General features: G+C 62.7%; 26 protein-coding genes and 1 pseudogene. 11 read left to right on the top strand and 16 right to left on the bottom strand.

What is annotated here, in order from left to right; translation table 11 throughout:
* Nucleotides 1–26 precede the first annotated feature (26 nt).
* Nucleotides 27–635 (bottom strand): annotated as a pseudogene (gene istA, locus AC3WLM_RS07105) (IS21 family transposase); the annotation flags it as partial.
* A gap of 314 nt (nucleotides 636–949) precedes the next feature.
* On the opposite strand from istA, the gene AC3WLM_RS07100 reads away from it, so the two are divergent.
* A complete protein-coding gene (locus AC3WLM_RS07100) occupies nucleotides 950–1,228 on the top strand; it encodes a hypothetical protein (protein ID WP_492476988.1) in 279 nt (92 codons plus the stop codon).
* Between the two features lie 585 nt (nucleotides 1,229–1,813).
* The gene (locus AC3WLM_RS07095; protein WP_492476987.1) at nucleotides 1,814–2,299 is read left to right on the top strand and encodes a PepSY domain-containing protein; all 486 of its coding nucleotides are present in this window, start codon (nucleotides 1,814–1,816) and stop codon (nucleotides 2,297–2,299) included.
* Between the two features lie 308 nt (nucleotides 2,300–2,607).
* Here AC3WLM_RS07095 and AC3WLM_RS07090 read toward each other — a convergent pair whose 3' ends face one another.
* Nucleotides 2,608–2,880, bottom strand: coding sequence for a DUF2171 domain-containing protein (locus AC3WLM_RS07090; protein ID WP_492478099.1), 273 nt, complete (start codon nucleotides 2,878–2,880; stop codon nucleotides 2,608–2,610).
* A 584-nt stretch (nucleotides 2,881–3,464) separates the two neighbouring features.
* Between AC3WLM_RS07090 and AC3WLM_RS07085 the strand changes: the two genes are divergently transcribed.
* The 3 genes from AC3WLM_RS07085 (at nucleotide 3,465) to AC3WLM_RS07075 (ending at nucleotide 5,936) form a co-directional block, all read left to right on the top strand.
* On the top strand, nucleotides 3,465–4,520 hold the full coding sequence (locus AC3WLM_RS07085; protein WP_039333582.1) for a ribonucleotide-diphosphate reductase subunit beta: 1,056 nt from the start codon (nucleotides 3,465–3,467) through the stop codon (nucleotides 4,518–4,520).
* A 34-nt stretch (nucleotides 4,521–4,554) separates the two neighbouring features.
* Nucleotides 4,555–5,163, top strand: coding sequence for a hypothetical protein (locus AC3WLM_RS07080; protein ID WP_492476986.1), 609 nt, complete (start codon nucleotides 4,555–4,557; stop codon nucleotides 5,161–5,163).
* Nucleotides 5,164–5,459: 296 nt separating this feature from the next.
* The gene (locus AC3WLM_RS07075; RefSeq protein ID WP_492476985.1) at nucleotides 5,460–5,936 is read left to right on the top strand and encodes a hypothetical protein; all 477 of its coding nucleotides are present in this window, start codon (nucleotides 5,460–5,462) and stop codon (nucleotides 5,934–5,936) included.
* Nucleotides 5,937–6,167: 231 nt separating this feature from the next.
* Here AC3WLM_RS07075 and AC3WLM_RS07070 read toward each other — a convergent pair whose 3' ends face one another.
* Complete coding sequence (locus tag AC3WLM_RS07070) at nucleotides 6,168–6,533, bottom strand: endonuclease domain-containing protein (protein WP_062345910.1); 366 nt, start codon at nucleotides 6,531–6,533, stop codon at nucleotides 6,168–6,170.
* Between the two features lie 274 nt (nucleotides 6,534–6,807).
* On the opposite strand from AC3WLM_RS07070, the gene AC3WLM_RS07065 reads away from it, so the two are divergent.
* The 3 genes from AC3WLM_RS07065 (at nucleotide 6,808) to AC3WLM_RS07055 (ending at nucleotide 7,635) form a co-directional block, all read left to right on the top strand.
* On the top strand, nucleotides 6,808–7,089 hold the full coding sequence (locus AC3WLM_RS07065; RefSeq protein WP_039333587.1) for a hypothetical protein: 282 nt from the start codon (nucleotides 6,808–6,810) through the stop codon (nucleotides 7,087–7,089).
* Nucleotides 7,061–7,387 (top strand): DUF1294 domain-containing protein, encoded by a 327-nt coding sequence (locus AC3WLM_RS07060; RefSeq protein WP_236727102.1) that lies wholly within the window; start codon nucleotides 7,061–7,063, stop codon nucleotides 7,385–7,387. Before AC3WLM_RS07065 ends, AC3WLM_RS07060 begins: the two co-directional genes overlap by 29 nt.
* 65 nt (nucleotides 7,388–7,452) lie before the next feature.
* A complete protein-coding gene (locus tag AC3WLM_RS07055; protein WP_039333589.1) occupies nucleotides 7,453–7,635 on the top strand; it encodes a hypothetical protein in 183 nt (60 codons plus the stop codon).
* A gap of 89 nt (nucleotides 7,636–7,724) precedes the next feature.
* Here AC3WLM_RS07055 and AC3WLM_RS07050 read toward each other — a convergent pair whose 3' ends face one another.
* Nucleotides 7,725–7,814, bottom strand: a complete 90-nt coding sequence (locus AC3WLM_RS07050; RefSeq protein WP_230487715.1) for a PEP-CTERM sorting domain-containing protein — start codon at nucleotides 7,812–7,814, stop codon at nucleotides 7,725–7,727.
* Between the two features lie 4 nt (nucleotides 7,815–7,818).
* Here AC3WLM_RS07050 and AC3WLM_RS07045 point away from each other — a divergent pair, with 4 nt between their 5' ends.
* Entirely contained in the window at nucleotides 7,819–8,448 is a 630-nt protein-coding gene (locus tag AC3WLM_RS07045) for a hypothetical protein (protein WP_236727103.1), read from the top strand.
* Between the two features lie 569 nt (nucleotides 8,449–9,017).
* Here AC3WLM_RS07045 and ruvB read toward each other — a convergent pair.
* The 9 genes from ruvB to AC3WLM_RS07000 all read right to left on the bottom strand — a co-directional run bounded on the left by ruvB (nucleotide 9,018) and on the right by AC3WLM_RS07000 (nucleotide 14,254).
* Entirely contained in the window at nucleotides 9,018–10,046 is a 1,029-nt protein-coding gene (ruvB, locus tag AC3WLM_RS07040) for a Holliday junction branch migration DNA helicase RuvB (RefSeq protein WP_039333591.1), read from the bottom strand.
* Entirely contained in the window at nucleotides 10,043–10,339 is a 297-nt protein-coding gene (locus AC3WLM_RS07035) for a type II toxin-antitoxin system RelE/ParE family toxin (RefSeq protein ID WP_492476984.1), read from the bottom strand. Before AC3WLM_RS07035 ends, ruvB begins: the two co-directional genes overlap by 4 nt.
* Nucleotides 10,332–10,580 carry a ribbon-helix-helix domain-containing protein gene (locus tag AC3WLM_RS07030; protein WP_039333596.1) on the bottom strand — a complete coding sequence of 83 codons (249 nt, stop codon included), beginning with the start codon at nucleotides 10,578–10,580 and terminating at the stop codon, nucleotides 10,332–10,334. The genes AC3WLM_RS07035 and AC3WLM_RS07030 overlap by 8 nt, the downstream gene beginning before the upstream one ends.
* Nucleotides 10,581–10,769: 189 nt before the next feature.
* Nucleotides 10,770–11,387 carry a Holliday junction branch migration protein RuvA gene (gene ruvA, locus AC3WLM_RS07025; RefSeq protein ID WP_492476983.1) on the bottom strand — a complete coding sequence of 206 codons (618 nt, stop codon included), beginning with the start codon at nucleotides 11,385–11,387 and terminating at the stop codon, nucleotides 10,770–10,772.
* A gap of 161 nt (nucleotides 11,388–11,548) precedes the next feature.
* Nucleotides 11,549–12,058: a nucleoside deaminase gene (locus AC3WLM_RS07020; protein WP_492476982.1), complete on the bottom strand. Its 510-nt coding sequence runs from the start codon at nucleotides 12,056–12,058 to the stop codon at nucleotides 11,549–11,551.
* Nucleotides 12,059–12,094: 36 nt separating this feature from the next.
* A complete protein-coding gene (gene ruvC / locus AC3WLM_RS07015) occupies nucleotides 12,095–12,571 on the bottom strand; it encodes a crossover junction endodeoxyribonuclease RuvC (protein ID WP_039333600.1) in 477 nt (158 codons plus the stop codon).
* 1 nt (nucleotide 12,572) lies between these two features.
* Complete coding sequence (locus tag AC3WLM_RS07010) at nucleotides 12,573–12,923, bottom strand: DUF3147 family protein (RefSeq protein WP_492476981.1); 351 nt, start codon at nucleotides 12,921–12,923, stop codon at nucleotides 12,573–12,575.
* 3 nt (nucleotides 12,924–12,926) lie between these two features.
* On the bottom strand, nucleotides 12,927–13,490 hold the full coding sequence (locus AC3WLM_RS07005) for a hypothetical protein (protein WP_039333604.1): 564 nt from the start codon (nucleotides 13,488–13,490) through the stop codon (nucleotides 12,927–12,929).
* Nucleotides 13,490–14,254 carry a YebC/PmpR family DNA-binding transcriptional regulator gene (locus tag AC3WLM_RS07000; RefSeq protein WP_039333607.1) on the bottom strand — a complete coding sequence of 255 codons (765 nt, stop codon included), beginning with the start codon at nucleotides 14,252–14,254 and terminating at the stop codon, nucleotides 13,490–13,492. The genes AC3WLM_RS07005 and AC3WLM_RS07000 overlap by 1 nt, the downstream gene beginning before the upstream one ends.
* A 107-nt stretch (nucleotides 14,255–14,361) precedes the next feature.
* On the opposite strand from AC3WLM_RS07000, the gene AC3WLM_RS06995 reads away from it, so the two are divergent.
* Nucleotides 14,362–15,051: a CPBP family glutamic-type intramembrane protease gene (locus AC3WLM_RS06995; protein ID WP_492476980.1), complete on the top strand. Its 690-nt coding sequence runs from the start codon at nucleotides 14,362–14,364 to the stop codon at nucleotides 15,049–15,051.
* Here the strand turns inward: AC3WLM_RS06995 and AC3WLM_RS06990 are convergent.
* From AC3WLM_RS06990 to AC3WLM_RS06980, 3 genes are all read right to left on the bottom strand, one after another.
* Complete coding sequence (locus tag AC3WLM_RS06990) at nucleotides 15,048–15,908, bottom strand: SDR family oxidoreductase (RefSeq protein WP_492476979.1); 861 nt, start codon at nucleotides 15,906–15,908, stop codon at nucleotides 15,048–15,050. The two genes, AC3WLM_RS06995 and AC3WLM_RS06990, sit on opposite strands and share 4 nt — an antisense overlap.
* Nucleotides 15,909–15,984: 76 nt before the next feature.
* Nucleotides 15,985–16,236, bottom strand: a complete 252-nt coding sequence (locus tag AC3WLM_RS06985) for a DUF2312 domain-containing protein (RefSeq protein ID WP_039333612.1) — start codon at nucleotides 16,234–16,236, stop codon at nucleotides 15,985–15,987.
* 224 nt (nucleotides 16,237–16,460) lie between these two features.
* The gene (locus AC3WLM_RS06980) at nucleotides 16,461–16,769 is read right to left on the bottom strand and encodes a DUF1244 domain-containing protein (RefSeq protein ID WP_370584326.1); all 309 of its coding nucleotides are present in this window, start codon (nucleotides 16,767–16,769) and stop codon (nucleotides 16,461–16,463) included.
* Between the two features lie 28 nt (nucleotides 16,770–16,797).
* Here AC3WLM_RS06980 and pyk point away from each other — a divergent pair, with 28 nt between their 5' ends.
* A complete protein-coding gene (pyk, locus tag AC3WLM_RS06975) occupies nucleotides 16,798–18,294 on the top strand; it encodes a pyruvate kinase (RefSeq protein WP_052242250.1) in 1,497 nt (498 codons plus the stop codon).
* The last annotated feature ends 136 nt before the right edge of the window (nucleotides 18,295–18,430 follow it).

Below are 18,430 nucleotides of genomic sequence, written 5' to 3'. Positions count from 1 at the left end.
GATCAGAACTACCTTGCGGCGGGAGGCGTCCATAGATTATCGTAGATACCGCGTCGCGGCACACCGCCGAAGAACGCGAACGCCCGGGCATGGGCATCGAACAGCATCTCCTGGCCCTCGCGCGGATAGGCCCGGACATAGGGTGCGCGCGAGTCGCAGAGACGCATATGCGCCACCTTCACCCGCATCGGCTTGCCGGCGATCTCCACATCCTCGTGGCTCCAGTCGAACTGGTAGGCCTCACCCGGCTGGAAGGTCATCGGGATGAACGCCGGTGCGCCTTCGCCAGCATCCTTCCGCCGCGCAGCACGCCAGCGCGCCGCATAGCGGCGCACCGCATCATAGGATCCATCGAACCCCTCGCGCACCAGCAGGTCATGGATACGCGTCATCCGTAGCCGATCGCGGCGGCCGCGACCTTCGTTCTCCTCAAGCAGCGCATCGAGACGATCCTGATAAGGACCGATCCGCGGCAGCGGCTGGACTTTGCGCTGATAGTTGAACGCCGCCTCCGGCGACCGGATCGCTTTGCGGACGACCTTCCGCGACAAACGAAGGTCACGAGCGATCGCCTTGATCGCCTTACCCGCTGCATGCTCACGCCGAATCCGAACCACTGTCTCCACGATCAACATCCCGTTCTCGCCAACTGATCAAAACCAGTCGGCCGACTAAATCCCCGGGATGAAGGGGTCCTTTTTGCACGCCGATCACCCCACGAAGGGGGTGCCTATTGCACGCTGATCCTCACTCTACCGTTCGGGCAGTGGGTACTTGAACAAGGTGAGCGTGGCGGCTTCCTAGGCCAGCTTGCTGGAATCGCGAAGACCGATCGCGGCTTTCCGAAGAACGGCGGTCCTGAAGCTGTGCGAAAGCGTCTAGGCGATACGGGTGCGGACCCAGAAATGTTCGATGCTGTGGACGAAGCCGAGCTGGACTGGGCGGCGCTATGACCGCGCCTTTCTCAGATGACGCGCTGATCGCCCTTGCTCAGCACCTGTCCAATCAGGCTGAACGCGAAGGCGCCACGGTCGATGACTACCGCGAGCTGCGGGGCATCTTCCTAGCGGTGTTGCAGCGATTGCGTGAGAAAGTTGAGACCACGCGCAACTTGGTGTCTATCGGGCGCGTGAACTTGGCCGACCTGAGTGCATGGGAGCGCATGATGGCGGCCGACAGCCAGAACGAATTTGAAGACCAGCTAGAGCTGGGCTTAACGCCCCCCTGATCAGATATCGCGTCCAGAAGCAGCAGAGCTGACGTTCGTGATTGGGCGCTTAGCTTATGGGTTCTTCCGCCTTCGGCGGTTGCGCTCACTCGGCTTTGAAGTGAACTTCAAAGCCGAGTGAGCGCATAATAGACAGTGTTTGATCTCGACACCCGCCCCGGTGGCGCGCCCCATATGTGGTAAGAGATCTGGAGAGCTACACCACAGGTTGTGGAGCGGGAGCAAAATTTCGGGGTATGAAAAGACAGATACCGATTGTCTCCGGCCATCCTTTGGGCCTAGAATCAGAATTCGAGATTACCGTAAACTTTTTGGGGCTCAAACCGGTCATTTTGCTGCAGATGTTTACGAAAGCGTCGGGACATGACGATCGGAGTACGATATTGTGGCGCAAAACCTTGTATCCAACACACAGTTTACGCACACTGTGGTCTCATACTGTCAGTGATGGTGGTGCCAGCCATGCCCTTCGCCTAGGCGAACCCATGCTCCGTCCGGCAGTCTCTATGCGTCACAAGACGTCTGACCGACTGCCGGGCAGCACATCCCCGTTACACCCCGCGACACTTTGCGGCTGGCGCTTCCATGCGACAATCCGCGACAAGACTTGTGCTTGCACGATCCCGGTCAGGCCCGCTAAGGCGGATTTGTCTAATCTTGCGATCAATTCGCATTATCAAAGGGGTTCGTTTCATGCGCAAGTGGCACCGCTGGATCACGGTGTTCTTCGGGGTCTTCATGATCTGGATGGCGTTCACCGGCGTCGCCAGCCACGTGACCGCGCTCTGGCCAGCGGGCGAGCAGGCCGGGCCTCCGCCGGTTCCGCAGGGCTTCGTCTGCCCCGAAACCATGATGTGCCGGCCCAAGGCGCCTCCGGGCGGGATGAAGTCGCTGGTCGGCTGGTTCCACCACCTGCATTCGGGCGAGGAATTCGGACCCGTGGGCACGGCGATATCGCTGATGACCGGTGTGGCGCTGCTGTTCTTCAGCATCTCGGGCCTGTGGATGTACTTCTCGATGTGGAAGAACCGCAAGGACCGCAGCCTCAAGCCCGGCTGGTTCTGGAAGTAAGCGAGTCTTCGCTGGTTGCGCCCCTGACGTCCGTCAGGGGCTTGCGGCACCGGCCCGCTCCCCCGCCCGGCCACCCATTCAGGGTACTCTCGTGGGTAGCCGGGCGGGGGAGCGGGCCGGTGCCGCTAGGAAAGCCCGGATGGGCTTTTCGCACCCCGCAAATAAAGAAAAACGCCCCGCCTTTCGGCGGAGCGCTCTCCGGTCGCGTGGCACGACCTGGTCCCGAAGGGGGCGGGACGTTCTTGCGATCCGGCACCCGGCGAGCCGCCGGGACAGGACAGCGGGAAGGCCTCGCTGCCTTTCCGGACTTATTCTTCCTCGAGCATGCCCCAGGCCACATCGCCGTTCGCCGAAAGGCGAACCTTGTCGCCTTCGATTTCGGCGACGAGCCCGGTGGAGAGGTAATGATGGTGGCCGGAATGGGTTCCACCTTCGAAACCCGCGCCGGAGTCCTTCTTGGTCAGCTTGATCCGGTCGCCCTCGACGCCATCGACCGTGCCGATGTGCACGCCATCGGCGCCGATCACTTCCATATGCTCTCGGATGCCCGAAGTGCGTTCGGTGCTGTTGCCGTAGCCCATCTGTTCGCCCGACTGCCCCCCGCCCATCTGGCGCTGGCCCGCGTCGAACTGGACCTGTTGGCCCTCGGTGCCGGAATTGTCGGAACGCGAGCTGTTGGGGCCCTGGTTCTGCCGTTCGGACTGCTGGCCCATCTGGCCACCGGTGTAGTCGCCGCTCCAGCGGTCGCCGCCGGTCTGCTGGTCGGCACCTCCGGGGCTGCGGATGCCTTCCTGACGGTCGGCCTGGCCGGTTCCGCCCTGCTGTTGCTGCTGCCGCTCGCCGGCATTGGCGCCGGTGACGTTGCGGGAATCGTTCGGCTCGTACTCGCCCATGGCAATTCTCCTGCGAATTCTATGAAGTTTCACGGGCGCTGCCGATCGCGCGCCCTTGCCTTCACAACCGTGCGCCGGGTCCGCCGTTCCGCTTCGAAACCGGGCGCAGCGCCAGTCCGATGGCCCCTGTCGCCGGGTCGAGGGTTCCTGCCCCAAAGGGCACGATTCAATCGCGTGGAAAACCCCGCCACTATCCCCCGCAAAGGCCGCGCCCGCGCTTTTGCCTGACCGCATCAGACCTTACATTCAAAGAATCAGCACAGGACACCGCCATGCCCCTTCTTGAAGCCCGCCCGACCTACAAGCCCTTCGAATATCCCTGGGCCTACGAATTCTGGAAGCGCCAGCAGCAGATCCACTGGATGCCCGAAGAGGTGCCGCTGGGCGAGGATTGCCGCGACTGGGCGCAGAAGATCTCGGATCACGAGCGCAACCTGCTCACGCAGATCTTCCGCTTCTTCACCCAGGCCGACGTGGAAGTGCAGAACTGCTACCACGAACAATACGGCCGCGTGTTCAAGCCGACCGAGATCAAGATGATGCTCGCCGCCTTCTCCAACATGGAGACGGTGCACATCGCCGCCTATTCGCACCTGCTCGACACCATCGGCATGCCTGAAAGCGAATACGGCATGTTCCTCGAATACGAGGAGCTGAAGGCCAAGCACGATTACCTGCAGACCTTCGGCGTCGACAACGACGAGGACATCGCCCGCACGCTGGCCATGTTCGGCGGCTTCACCGAGGGCCTGCAGCTCTTCGCCAGCTTCGCCATGCTGATGAACTTCCCGCGCTTCAACAAGATGAAGGGCATGGGCCAGATCGTTTCGTGGTCGGTCCGCGATGAATCGCTCCACTGCGAAGGCATCACCCGCCTGTTCCACGCCTTCGTGAAAGAGCGCGGCTGCCTGACCAAGGCGGTGAAGGAAGACATCATCGACTGCTGCCAGAAGACGGTGCGCCTCGAAGACGCCTTCATCGACCTCGCCTTCGAACAGGGCCCGGTACCGGGCATGAGCGCCAAGGAAATCAAGCGCTACATCCGCTACATCGCCGACTGGCGCCTGTCGCAGCTCGGCCTGCCGGCGATCTACATGATCGAAGACCACCCGCTCCCCTGGCTCGCCCCGCTCCTCAACGGCGTCGAACACGCCAACTTCTTCGAAACCCGCGCCACGGAATACTCGAAGGCGGCGACCAAGGGCGACTGGAACACGGTATGGTCGAGCTTCGACAAGCGCCGCACGGCGAAGTCGGCGGCGAATGTCGAAGCGCCGGTCGAGGTGGATGTCGACATGTTCGGCGCTGCGGGGATTGCGGCGGAGTGAGGAGTTAGGAGACTTTGCGGAAAACATAGGGGAAATGCATTTGTCACAAAATCACTCTCAAGTTTCCCGCAAAGTCTATTTCTTTCGCATCGCGCACTTTGCAGAAGTGTCGTCACAGCTTGAACAGGCAGTACGTCACATAGACTCTCTGCCGTTTAACGATCAGGGAAGATACCTACCCACCACGAGTGGGGAAGTGGTGCATTCAGTATTTGTTGATTCTGCTGCATTTCCGATCCGAATTCAGCTTGCAAAAATTCGCAGATCTGACCTCCCATTGATCGAAGAGGGAGGTCGTATATCGGCGTTAAATATTTCCCGAAGTGCAGGAATAATGGACTGGTCACACGTGATCATCTACGCAGATGGTTATGCGGTCGCCGAGTTTAATCGAGATGCGCCGAGGATATCTGCCTTGGGGGAATACCTTCTGTTCAAGTCGGCAGGATTTGTGAAATCTGCCATAAAATTTTTGCCACTTTTCCAGCGATCAGTCTTGGATCAACTCAAAGATTTTGAGTTCATCTCCAAGCTCGAAGTTGAAGCGCCAGCTACTGAAGCTGAAGCTATCGCAAAGGGTGATAGGCATATCGGAGCTGCAATTGCAGCATGCGCCAAGATAAACCAAGTTAAGACTGTATAATTTACTTTAAAGACGGTAGCAAATCCAAAGTTAGATCTAAAGAAGATCGCTTACAATCTTTTTTCAAACAATCAAAGTCGGGAGGAGCTTACTAGGCTACGAGTCAGTGGCAGGAGGAATCTTGTAAGCAAACCTCTGGATTTGTTGCAAGAATACCTTATTTCGACGGAACATTTTGTCAAAATTGATAATCGATCTAGAGCCATTGAATCGGCTCACGCCTTCTCCGTCTTAGATGCCGCCTATCGCAAGCAGGGTGATGCTTTGAAGTTTGCTACCTCTATAGATTTGGTGCGATGACCTTTTATTGGCGCAATCACCGGTTGACCGACTTTCTCGCCGCGATGGTGACAGCCGCCGCTTTTTGGATTTTTCCCCAATTTTATGGTATTGTTCTATTTCATATTGATCTGGAAATGCTGCCCGATCTTCTCAGCCGCTGGCTGGCAGCTTGCTTGACGCTCATTGGGTTGATCGTGGCCACGACAGGCTTCCTTACGAATATGATCGAAAAGGCGGAGTTTCTGCCTCTGGCAAAATCTAAATCTTCCTATCAGCTTTGGGAGATACTTGGCCAAAATTTGGCAGCATTGTTCGTTGCCGCTACTTATTGCTTGGTTGGATCGCTTAAGTCGAACTGGGGAATTATTGATAGGCTGTTTCTTTACGCCGGAACATTTACGGCAGTGTATGGAGCAATTTGCATGAGCAAGCTTGTATGGCTTATGCGGAGCGTCCTCAGGGTCAAGGCGTTGAACTCCATGAATGGATAATTGAGTTTCGCGGAATGATATGGACTTCGAATTAGAAACAACTTTCGCTGAATGCCCACCCCCGGCCCCTCCCGCTTGCGGGAGGGGGGAAGAAAGGGGCTTGTTTGTGTGGGTGGCGGGGCGCTCTTTTGGTCAGGTGGCTGACCGTCGTTACCGCAGCAACCTCATCCCATCGCGCAACCTCTCGCCCCCCTCCCGCAGGCGGGAGGGGTTGGGGGTGGGCATCCGGCGTCAGCCGGACCGGTCCTGACGCCGCGCTTCGATGGCAAGCTGGATCGCAGTGGCCACGCCTTCGACGTTGCTCTGCACATCGGCATTGGTGAAGCGCAGCACCTTGTAGCCGGTCTCGGCCATGAAGCGGTCCCGCGCCGCGTCGTGGGCAAGGCGCAGGTCGTGGCTGTGACCGTCCAGTTCGACCACGATCATCAGTTCCCGGCACAGGAAATCCGCGAAGTATGGTCCGACCGGCATTTGGCGGCTGAACTTGGCGCCCAGCGCTCCGCCCGACAGATAGCGCCAGAGCTTGCGCTCCATCGGTGTTGCCTCACGGCGCAGTTCGCGGGCGCGGGTTGTGTTGCGAGGTTTGAATTCGCGCATTGGTTCACGGTGGCTTGAGTGGGTGGCGGATCAATTGGAGATGGTGCGGGAATGGTGGGGTTTGTTCGCCTGGCGGCGAATGCCCACCCCTGACCCCTCCCGCTTGCGGGAGGGGGATGCAGGCCTCGTGCCACGTTGCGGGATGGGAGCAGGATTTGGGTCACTTTCTCCCCCCCCTCCCGCAAGCGGGAGGGACTGGGGGTGGGCATCCGGCGTCAGCCGGACCGCAGCACCACGCTTGCACCCCCAACGCCACTCCCCTAACGGCACCCCCATGGAACTCGACGACCAGCTCCGCCGCTATTTCGGCAGCGATGACTTTGCCGCCATCACCCCTGCCGCGATGGAAGCGGGTATCGAGAAGATGCTCGTCGATTTCGGGCTGGAGAAGGACCGCGCGCGCCGCTTCGGGCTGTGGTCGCTGCTGCACATGCTTGGCAGCGCGCCCGATCTCGACGTGGCGTTCAAGCACGCTGAGGACCATGATGCGGCGCGCAACTTCATGGACATGATGGCCAAGGCTCACGATGGAATCGATGCTGGAAGCGCTGGCTGATCTGCCGCTGCTCAAGATCGCCGCTGGCTGGCTCCTGCTCGTCAACCTGCAGACGTTCACAGCCTTCTGGTTCGACAAGCGCGCGGCGCTGCGCGGGTTCTGGCGTACGTCCGAAGCAAACCTGCTGATGGGCGCGTTCCTCGGAGGTACGCCCGGTGCCTTCTTGGCCCGGCGGGTGTTCCGGCACAAGACGCGCAAGCAGCCTTTCGTCAGCCGGCTCAAGACGATTGCCTTCCTGCAGATCATGGCGATCGGCGGCGCGATGGGCTGGTATGCTGCCGGCATCCTTCAGGTTTGAGGCAATCGCCGTTTGACGGCGCCGGTCGAAGCGCGCACTCTCCGATCGGGAGAGAGGATCGAGCTATGCCGGCACTGTTCTGGGGGTTTGTCGCAATCGTGGTGCTCGTGCTGGGGCTGGCGCTTATTGCGCTCAAGCCGCAGGCAGATACGCCGGAACGGCGCCGGAAATCCGGCGACAGCTCGGGCGGCATGTGGTGGGCGACCGACGCCGGAAGCGGCGATTGCGGTGATGGCGGCTGCGATTAGAGCAAGAGAATAGCGGACAAGCAAAAAGGGCGGCTTCCCCCGGACGCCGCCCTTCCCGTAACCCGCTGACGCGGGCCGAATAGTGTGCCTCAGGCCTTCTTCGGCTTGCCGTAGCGACGGCGGGCGACCAGGCCCGCGGCAGCCGCGCCGAACAGGATCACCATCGAAGGCTCGGGCACTTCGGTGCCGCTGCTGGTCGACGAGGTCGTCGTCGTCGTGCCGCCGTTCGAACTGGACGAAGACGTCGAGGACGAGGTTGACGACGAGGTCGAGGAAGACGTCGACGAGGACGTGGAGCTTGAGGTCGAACTGGACGTGGACGACGAGGTCGACGAGCTCGAGGTGACGTTGCCCGAGGACGTCGAGGTTGACGAACTGGTGCTCACGTTGCCCGACGAGGTGCTGACGTTCCCGCTCGAGGTTGAGACGTTGCCGCTGCTGGTGCTGACGTTGCCGGAGCTGGTGCTGACCGATCCGCTCGACGTGCTGACATTGCCGGACGACGTCGAGGTCGAGGTGGAAACGCCGCCGGTCGAAGTCGAGACGCCGCCGGTGGTGGTCGAACTGGTGATGCCGCCCGAACTGGTCGAGGTCGATCCCCCCGACGTTGACGACGAAGTGGAGCCGCCCGAGGTGGAGGTGGAACCGGTGCTGGTCGACGAGACGACTACGCTGCCACCGCCGCCGCTGCTGCCGCCGAAGAACCCGCCAAAGAAGCCGCCGCCGAAGCCGCCGATGCCGCCGCCGCCGATCACCACGGGCACCCCGCCGCCGCTCGATCCGGTCGGCTGCGGCGGCATCGGTGGCATGTAGGGAACCGGCACCATCGCCATCTGCGGCGCGGGCTCGCAAGTCTTGGTGGTGGTCGTCGTCACGATCCGGCGGGCGCGGTGGATTTCGCGCTTGGCCGGGCGCTTCGCGATCCGCTTGGCGGGCTTGGTCGTCTTGACCTTCACGGGCTTGACGTGGTGGATCTCGCCCTTCGAGGGCGCTTCCGAAACGTGCACGGCGCCGCCGCCGAGCATCGCCCCGCCCGCTGCAGCCGCCGCCAGTTTTGCCAATGCCATCCGAACCGACATGATCGTTGCTTCCGTTTCGTATCTTTGCGGAAGGGGCTACCAGACGCGGGTTAATGCTCTGCTGACCCTTCCTTACCGATCGAAGAACGCAGATGGGGCGCGCGGGGGCAATGGCGTTAACCGTGTTGTCAGCCTTGAATCTGCCCGAAAACGGGACCGGAGCGGGGGGACGGTTAACTCTGTGCCAGAATGGGACCGAATGCCCTGCGAGGATGAAGCTTTGAATCCAACTCTACGGCAACTCCCCCACAACTCACCCCTAACTCTCCTGCAACTTTCGCGCGTGGAGGGCAGACTCGGGCGCTAGTCTGCCTGGTCGAAAAGCGAGGGTGTCGAGCCGGTCGGCGGAGTGAGGCCAAGGTGCTGCCATCCCCGGTCGTTGAGGCAGCGCCCCCGCGCCGTGCGCGCGATCATGCCGAGCTGGATCAGATAGGGTTCGATCACTTCCTCGATCGTGTCGCGCGGCTCGGACAGGCCGGCGGCGAGCGTCTCGACGCCGACCGGCCCGCCCTTGTAGATGTCGGCGATCATCGTCAGGTAGCGGCGGTCCTGCAGGTCGAGGCCGATCTTGTCGACCTCGAGCCGGGTCAGCGCGTTGTCGGCAATGGATTGCGTGATCTTGTCCGCGCCTGCCACCTGCGCGAAGTCGCGGACACGGCGCAGCAGGCGGCCGGCGACGCGGGGGGTGCCTCGCGAGCGGCGGGCGATTTCGGTGGCGCCGCCCTTGTCGATGCCGATGCCCATGAGGCTGGCCCCGCGTGCGACGACGCGCTCCAGTTCCTCGACCGAGTAGAACTGCAGGCGCACCGGGATGCCGAAGCGGTCGCGCAAGGGGGTCTGCAGCAGGCCCTGCCGCGTCGTCGCGCCGATCAGGGTGAAGGGCGGCAGGTCGATCCGCACCGAGCGGGCCGAAGGGCCTTCGCCGATCATCAGATCAAGCGCGCGGTCCTCCATTGCCGGATAGAGCACTTCCTCGACCACGGGATTGAGGCGGTGGATCTCGTCGATGAACAGGACGTCGCCATGTTCGAGATTGGTCAGCAGCGCCGCCAGATCGCCTGCCTTGGCGATGACCGGGCCGGAGGTGGCGCGGAAATTGACGCCGAGTTCGCGCGCGATGATCTGGGCGAGCGTCGTCTTGCCAAGGCCCGGCGGCCCGAAGAACAGCACGTGATCCATCGCCTCGCGCCGCATCTTCGCGCTTTCGATGAAGACCTGCAGGTTGTCCTTGGCAGCCGCCTGCCCGACGAACTCGGCCAGAGTCTTGGGCCGCAGCGCGGCGTCCTGATCCTCGATCTGCGAGGCGGCGGAAAGGAGGGGGTTATCAGTCATGCCTGGAGGTGCTTCTGAACATCGCGGGAGTGATGCAGGATGCGAATGATCCGCACGGTATCGCCAAGGACACGGTAGATGATGCGATGCCGGTTGCATGGCAATTGGCGAACGCCTTCGCCCCAGCTGTCCTTTGCCTCGCCAATCAGCGGATGATCGACAAGGCGGTCGAAGCGTTCCTCGATTGCATCGCTATAAGCATCTGCCGCAGCCGCACCGAACTCTGCTTCGCCATACTCGAAGATTTCGACCAGGTCACGGCGGGCGGCCCTGCTCAGAACAATCCTAGGCACGCCGGGCGCGGCGCTCTTCGGCGATTTCCCGCAGCACTTCGCGCGCATCACGCTCGATGTACCCCGAAGCTTCTCCCTCTTCGATCATCCGGCGGACCCAAGCCGTGTCCGCCGCCTCATCGAGATCGCGCTGGATCAGATCGCGCAGATAGGCTCCGGCATCGGCATAACCGCCATCGGCTATCCGCTGCTGGACGCGGCTTTCGAGAGACGAGGGGATGGAAAAGCTGAGGTCGGTCATGGCTGGATCATACCGGGTTGGGGGTTTAATGGCAAAGCCAGGAGGCGTGTCATGAGTGCCGGCAGTTCTGCGAAGCATAATCCCAGGCTCCGCCGCTATCCAGACAAGAGTCGATGGCGAACTCGGAACTGCCAAAGTGCCATACCAGCGCCAACGCGCTCACGATTGCGCCGATGATCAGAATGCGCTTCAACCTGCCGCCCTCTTCAGCGCCACGCGCACCAGTTCGTTCAGCCCCGCGTCCTCGCCCAGTTCCTTGACCGCAGCGGCGACGGCGCTGCTTGCCACGGCGGGCTTGAAGCCGAGGTTCTGCAGGGCGGAGACGGCGTCGGCGCTGGCGTTGCCGGGGGGTGGGGCGAAGACCTCGCCGCTGGCCATGCCAACTGGCGAAGCGTAGCCTGCGAGGCCGCCGGCCTTGTCCTTCAGCTCGTTGACGATGCGACTGGCGAGCTTTGGGCCGACGCCGTTGGCGCGGGCGACCATGGCGCTGTCGCCATGGGCACAGGCACGCTGGAGTTCTTCGATCGACAGGGCCGAGAGGATGGCCAGTGCCACCTTGCTGCCGACGCCCTGCACCGCGGTGAGCAGGCGGAACCAGGCGCGTTCGCCGGCGCTGGTGAAGCCAATCAGGCGCTGGTCGGTTTCGCTCACCTGCATTTCGGTGTGGACGACGACCTTGTCCCCCCGGATGCCGAGATGGGTCAGCGTCTTGGCCGAGCATTGCACGAGATAGCCGACGCCGTTCACGTCGATCACGGCCCAATCGGGCCCGGTATCATCAAGAATGCCGGTCAGCTTGGCGATCATGGTTTGTTCCTATGGCAGGAACTTTTTGCCGTGGCCAGAGGATACCCGCGCCAAATGCGTGGAGTGGCGGCGGGTGTTGGCGCTAAATGTCCACCTCCAACCCCTCCCGCCTGCGGGAGGGGAGAAGAAAGGGGTGCCCTAAGCCCCTAGCGAAGGGGGCGCTAGTCGTTGGCTTGCTGGTCCTCTGGCACGTCGTCCCATGGGCGGTAGTAGAGCGTGGCGCAGTCGTGGGCGAGGATGCCGCCGGTCAGCGTCAGGTCGTCCTTCCAGGCATCGGCCACGTAATCGAGGGTAGAAAGATGGCGGTCCTCGAAGTACATCTCGTGGACGTCATCACGCCCCGCGCCATAGACGATGCGCGAGATCCCCGCCCAGATCGAGGCCATGGTGCACATGCCGCAGGGCTGGAGCGTGGAATAGAGCGTGGCACCGGGAAATCGCATTTCGCCGGAGGACTTGCCTGCAGCGCGGATCGCCATGACTTCGGCATGGGCGGTGGCGTCGCAATGTTCGGCCGTGCGGTTGACGCCGTGCGAGAGGAGTTGCCCATCGCGCACGATGATTGCGGCGATGGGGGTGTTGGCGGGATCGGTGCCCTTGCGGGAGATGGCGAGATCGCGCGCGCGCGCCATCCAGTCTTCGTCGCTCAATCTGTCGTTCAGTGCGTCCATCCGGTGCATACGCCGGATCGTGGCAGTCGTTCCGGCCTATCGATGGCTGCCGAGCATGTTGGCGTGGGTTATCGCCACGGCCAAGGCGTCGGAGGCGTCCTCGCCCGCAAGCTGGACGCCGGGGAGCAGGATCTTGAGCATGTGCTGGATCTGCTGCTTTTCCGCACCGCCGGTGCCGACCAGCGCCTTCTTGATGACCTTGGTGGGATACTCGGCCACGGGGATTCCCGCCCGTGCGACCGCGACCATGGCAACGCCGCGCGCTTGCCCGAGCTTGAGGGTGGACTGCGGGTTGACGTTGACGAAGACTTCCTCGACCGCGCCGCTATCAGGCTTGTAGATGTCGATCACGGCGGCAAGCGCGGAATCGAGTTCGACCAGACGTGAAGCCATGGTGGCCTTGTTGTCGGTGCGGATCTGGCCGTTGGCGACGTGGCTGAGGCGGCTGCCCGACTTAGCGACGACGCCCCAGCCGGTGACGGTGAGGCCGGGGTCGATACCGAGGATTATCATCTTACAGCTTGAGTCCGAAGCGGGGGCCGATCTGCATCATGGCCAGATAGAGCAGCACCGTCAGCACGCAGCCCGCGACCAGAGCAACCCAGAACGGTACGCCGTGGCGCAGCAGCGCGGGGATCACGAGGAACATCGGCAGCGAGGGCAGGACGTACCAGAAGGTTGCTTGCGCATGGACCGCCATGTTCTCCGCATCGGGCCGGGCGTTCCACAGGAACACCATGCCGAGCACCGAGACGAGCGGCAAGGAAGCGACCAGTGCGCCGACAGTGGGCAGCTTGCGGCCAATCTCCGAGATCAGCGCGATGAGCAGGCCGGAGAGCACGGCCTTTATGGCGAGCGGCATCATGGTTCAGTAGATAACCTCGAATGGTCCGCCAGGCGTTTCGGCGCCATCCCAGTCCTTGGGTGCTGCCTTGGCAAGGTCGTCATAGGCGCTCCCGTCGAACGAGGCTGGCGACCTGCAGGTGAGGCTGGCGAGCGCATTTTCGCCCGAGGAGCCTTGCAGCACTTCTATTCCCGAGGACTGCCTGCCGGGGTTCTCGTTGAGGCTGCCGGTTTCATCGACGTGGACGACGTAATGCGTCATCCCGTTGGTGAAGCGGATGTAGTCCTGGTTGAGGCCGCCCTGGCTGCGATTGCCGCCGGTGTGGATGTTGCTCCAGTCCGGCGTGCTGGCAATGTGCAATTCGGGACGGCCGTGTGGTCCGAAGCGATAGTGCAGCGAGTTGCGTGCCAGGCAAACGCTGCCAAGCTTCACGCCGAAGCGGCAGGTGTAGACCACGCGTTCGTCGTTTGCGCACAGGCTTGCAGGACGAGCCGCGCCGAGGCGGGCAGGTTTCGCCACCGACCCGCCGGTGGAGAGCAGCGCCGCGAGTGCAACGGCAACTGGAAGCGCTGCCGTTGCCCGTGGCATCAGCCCAGCGTTTCCATGACGTCGTCGGGGATGTCGTAGTTGCCCCAGACGGTCTGGACGTCGTCGTCGTCCTCAAGGACGTCGATCAGCTTGAGCAGGGTGGCGGCGTTGTCGGCATCGACCGAGGTCTTCATGCTCGGCTTCCATGCCAGCTTGACGCCTTCGGCCTCGCCCAGGGTCTTTTCGAGTTCGCGCGCAACTTCGTGCAGCGATTCGACCGCGACCCAGATCTGGTGGCTGCCGGGGTTCTCGTCACCATCGCCCATGTCGGATTCGACGTCTTCGGCACCGGCTTCGATCGCGGCTTCGAGGACCTTCTCCTCGTCACCGACCTTGCCGGGGTATTCGATCAGGCCGAGGCGTTCGAAGCCGTGGCTCACCGCGCCCGATGCGCCAAGGTTGCCGCCGTTCTTCGAGAAAGCGGTGCGGATGTTGGTGGCGGTGCGGTTGCGGTTGTCGGTCAGCGCCTCGACGATGATCGCGACGCCGCCCGGGCCGTAGCCTTCGTAGCGCACTTCCTCGTAGTTATCACCTTCGCCCTTCGACGCCTTGTCGATCGCGCGGGCGATGTTGTCCTTGGGCATGGACTGGGCCTTGGCCGCGTTGACCGCGGCGCGCAGGCGCGGGTTCATGTCCGGATCGGGCATGCCCATCTTGGCGGCCACGGTGATTTCGCGGCTGAGCTTGGAAAACATCGCCGAGCGCTTTTTGTCCTGCGCGCCCTTGCGGTGCATGATGTTCTTGAATTTGGAATGGCCTGCCATGGTCCGTGCTTCTTGCGAGGTTTTGGAATCTGCATCGCCCCTAGCCGACGCCGCGCGTTCCGGCAATCGGTGTGGCGCATCGGCGCAATTGCAGGCATGAGGCAGCGATGATCCGCACGACCCTTGCCGAACTGATCGCCTTCCTGCGCCGCCCCGTGCCGATGGCGGCTTCCGGGTTGAACGCTGATGGAGCGCTTTCCCGCTGGTTTGTGCTGACAGCATTCCAGATTGGGGTGCTGGGGCTGGTGGTGATGCCGCTGATCGCGCTGTGGCAGAAGGCCTTTGCGCTATCGCCACCGAATGCCTTCGAAGGAATGGGGCCGCTGGCGCTGTGGGGCGGAGCGGTGCTTCTGGCGCCGGTGCTGGAGGAACTGTTCTTTCGCGGCTGGATGAGCGGGACGCGGCGCGTGCTGGCCCTGATCGGCGTGGTCCTGGCCGGGCTGATCGTTTTCGTGGCGCTGGGCCGGGGCAAGCCGCTCGCGGGTGGGGGAATATTGCTGGCCACGGTCCTTGTTGCGGCGGTGACCTGGTGGCGGAAACGGCGAGACACGAGGGTTCCACCGTGGTTCGCCCGACACTTCGCCCTGCTGCTTTACGGCACCACTGCGCTTTTCGCGGTAATGCACCTTTTCAATTACCCGACGATCACGCTCGCTGCCGTGCCGATGGTGCTGCCGCAGTTCTGGTCAGGCTTGATGTTCGCGCACATGCGGGTGAGGCTTGGCCTGCTGGCCTCGATGCTCAACCACATCGCATCGAACGCCATCGTGCTGGCGGTGGCGCTGAGCTGGGGTTAGCCGTTGACCACCGTGCCGCCATTGGGATGCAGCACCTGGCCCGACATGTAGGACGAGTCCTCGCAGGCGAGGAACAAAAAGCTGGGAGCCACCTCGTTGGGCTGGCCCGGGCGGCCCATCGGTGTGTTCTCGCCGAAGTGTTCGAGCTTCTCCTCCGACGCGCCGCCGCAAGGGTTGAGCGGGGTCCAGATCGGGCCGGGGGCGACCGCATTGACGCGGATGCCTTCGCTTACGAGCTGTTCCGACAGGGCGCGGGTGAAGGCGGTGATGGCGCCCTTGGTGCTTGAATAGTCGAGCAGTTCGGGTTCACCCTTGTAGCTGGTGATCGAAGTGCAGTTGACGATGGCCGCGCCCGGCCTGAGGTGCTCGCGCGCGGCCTGGACGAGGTAGAACATCGAGAAGATGTTGGTCTGGAAAGTGCGTTGCAGCTGGTCCGCGGTGACGTCGCGGATGTCCTTGTCGGGGTGCTGTTCGCCTGCGTTGTTGACGAGGACGTCGAGGCGGCCCCAGTCGCCGATGACCAGATCGACGAGGGCATGGGCCACTTCCGGATCGCCGAGGTCGCCTGAGAAGGTCAGGGCTTCGCTGCCTTCGGCTTCGCACAGTTCGCGGGTGCGGGCGGCGTCCTCGTTCTCATTGAGATAGGCGATGGCGACTTTCGCGCTCTCGCGTGCGAAGAGGACGGCGACGGCGCGGCCGATGCCGCTATCCGCCCCGGTCACGATCGCCACCTTGCCCTTCAGTCGCCCCGAACCGGGATAGCGCGGCTGCCATTCGGGCTTGGGATCGAGGCTCGCCTCGCTGCCGGGGAGCCCGTCTTCGTGGATCGGCGGGCGGACGGTGGCGGTCTGGGTCATGGGGCTATCCTGCTGAAACTACAGGATGCCAATGGCCGGGCAGGTTGGTGGTTCCGCTCCTGCCCGGGAAACGCGATCAGTCGATGCCGAGAGCGTTCTTATAGGTTTCGAGCACGGCTTCCATCTCACGGCGGTCGTCGGGCTTCATCTTCCGCAGGCGGACGATCTGGCGCATGATCTTGGCGTCATAGCCGGTGGCCTTGGCTTCGTTGTAGACGTCCTTGATGTCGTCGCCGATGCCCTTCTTTTCCTCTTCGAGGCGTTCGATGCGCTCGATCAGGAGGCGCAGGCGATCGTCTGCTGTCTTGGCATCGTCGAATTCGACCATCGGGAAAGTCTCCGGGTATGCGGGTGAATCAATTGGCGCGGCTGATAGACGCGCCACAGGATTCGGGCAAAACCGGGCCTGTGGATAGTCCGGGGATTAGTGGCGTTTTTGTTGACGGCACCGGCCCGCTCCCCCGCCCGCCACCCGACAAAGGTACCCTCTGGGTGGTCGGGCGGGGGAGCGGGCCGGTGCCGCAAGGAAAGGCCGGATGCCTTTCCTTCACATCAAGGATGTCCAGCGTTCTTCTTGAGGCTTTCTTCCATCCGCGCGAGCTGCTCGGGCGTTGCCTCGGTCTGGTAGCGGGCCTTCCATTCGGCTGCGGGGAGTCCGTGGATCACTTCGCGTGCGGCGGCCTTATCGCCCGCAAAGCCGCCTTCGATGATCCAGTCCGCCAGGCAATTGCGGCAGAAGCCCGAAAGGCCCATCAGGTCGATGTTCTGGGCATCGTGGCGGTGCTGGAGGTGCTTTACCAGGCGGCGGAAGGCGGCGGCCGCTACGGAATCGGGAAGCGTATCGATTGCATTCGTATCCACGGTAATCTTCCTTGGGTTTTGAAATGGCATGGGCCATAGCGCATCCCGCAGATTCATAAGGAGTACCCAAGCTGTGGCCAAGCTCGATCCTCGCGGACGTAAAGTGAAGATCCTCGCCACGGTAGGACCCGCCAGCCGCGAGCCGGAAATGCTCGAGAAGCTCTTTCGCGCAGGCGCTGACGCCTTCCGTGTCAACATGAGCCATGGCGAGCACGCCACCCATGCCGAAACGATCGCCAATATCCGGGCGCTCGAGAAGAAGGTGAACCGCCCCATCACGATCCTGTGCGATCTGCAGGGACCGAAGCTGCGGGTGGGCAAGTTCAAGGAAGGCCGTGCGGTGATCCGCCACTCGGGCCATTTCACGCTTGATCGCAATCCCGAGCCGGGTGACGAGACCCGCGTCCAACTGCCGCATCCCGAACTGTTCGGCATCCTGCAGAAGGGCCAGCGCCTGCTGATCGACGATGGCAAGCTGCGCTTGCGCGTGATCCGGGCCGACCAGAACGAGATTCTCTGTTCCGCCGAGGTTGGTGGGGTCATCTCCGATCGCAAGGGGGTCAATGTGCCCGATGCCGTGGTGCCGGTCCCGGCGTTGACCGACAAGGACCGCCGCGACCTTTCGTTTGCCGTCGAGCATGGTGCGGACTGGATCGCCCTGTCGTTCGTGCAGCGTCCAGAGGACGTTGCCGAAGCGCGCCGCCTGATGGGCGGCTACGGTTCGCTGATGGCCAAGATCGAGAAGCCTGCCGCGATCTCGCGTCTGGAAGAGATCATCGAGCTTTCCGACGGCATCATGGTTGCCCGTGGCGACCTTGGCGTGGAGTTGAATCCTGAAGAAGTGCCGCCGCTGCAGAAGCGCATCGTCGAAAGCGCGCGCCGCCAGGGCAAGCCGGTGGTCGTCGCCACGCAGATGCTCGAATCGATGATCGAAGCGCCGACGCCGACCCGCGCCGAAGTGTCCGACGTCGCCAACGCGGTCTATGACGGGGCTGACGCGGTCATGCTCTCGGCCGAAACCGCCGCAGGGGCCTGGCCGGAAGAGGCGGTGACGATCATGCACCGTATCGCTGCGCAGGTCGAAGCCGATCCGGGCTATGGCGCGCGCGTCCACTTCATCGAGACCCTGCCCGATCCGACCACGGCCGACGCGCTGGCACAGGCTGCGGCGAGCATCGCCAACACCCTGCCGATCGCAGGCGTGATCGTCTTCACGGGGTCGGGGTCGACCGCGCGGCGCGTGGCCCGCGAACGGCCTGGCGTGCCGATGCTGGTATTGACGCCATCGCAGAAGACCGCGCGCAAGGTGGGCCTGCTGTGGGGTGCCCACGCCGTCAGCACCAAGGACATCGGCAGCTTCGAGGAGATGATCGCCAAGGGCAAGCGCATGGCCTTGCGTCATGGCTTCGGCACCGCCGGCTCAAGGCTTGTCGCGCTGGCCGGCGTTCCCTTCGGCACGCCCGGGGCCACCAACCTGCTGCACGTCGTCACGCTTACCGGCAACGAACTGGATCAACATGGCTGACATTGATGTAAATATGCCACGCGCTTTGTAAGAATTAATTGCGCACTTGAAAACAGGTTGAACGCCGCTGCGCAGCGGGCATTCTTGCTCCACAAGATAAACGGGAGCTGTGAATGCCAGTTACAAAGAGCAGGGT

Source organism: Novosphingobium sp. FW305-C-30-35 (genome assembly GCF_058783135.1).
The sequence above is the reverse complement of the archived record's forward strand: the minus strand, read 5'-3'. Positions and strand labels throughout refer to the sequence as shown.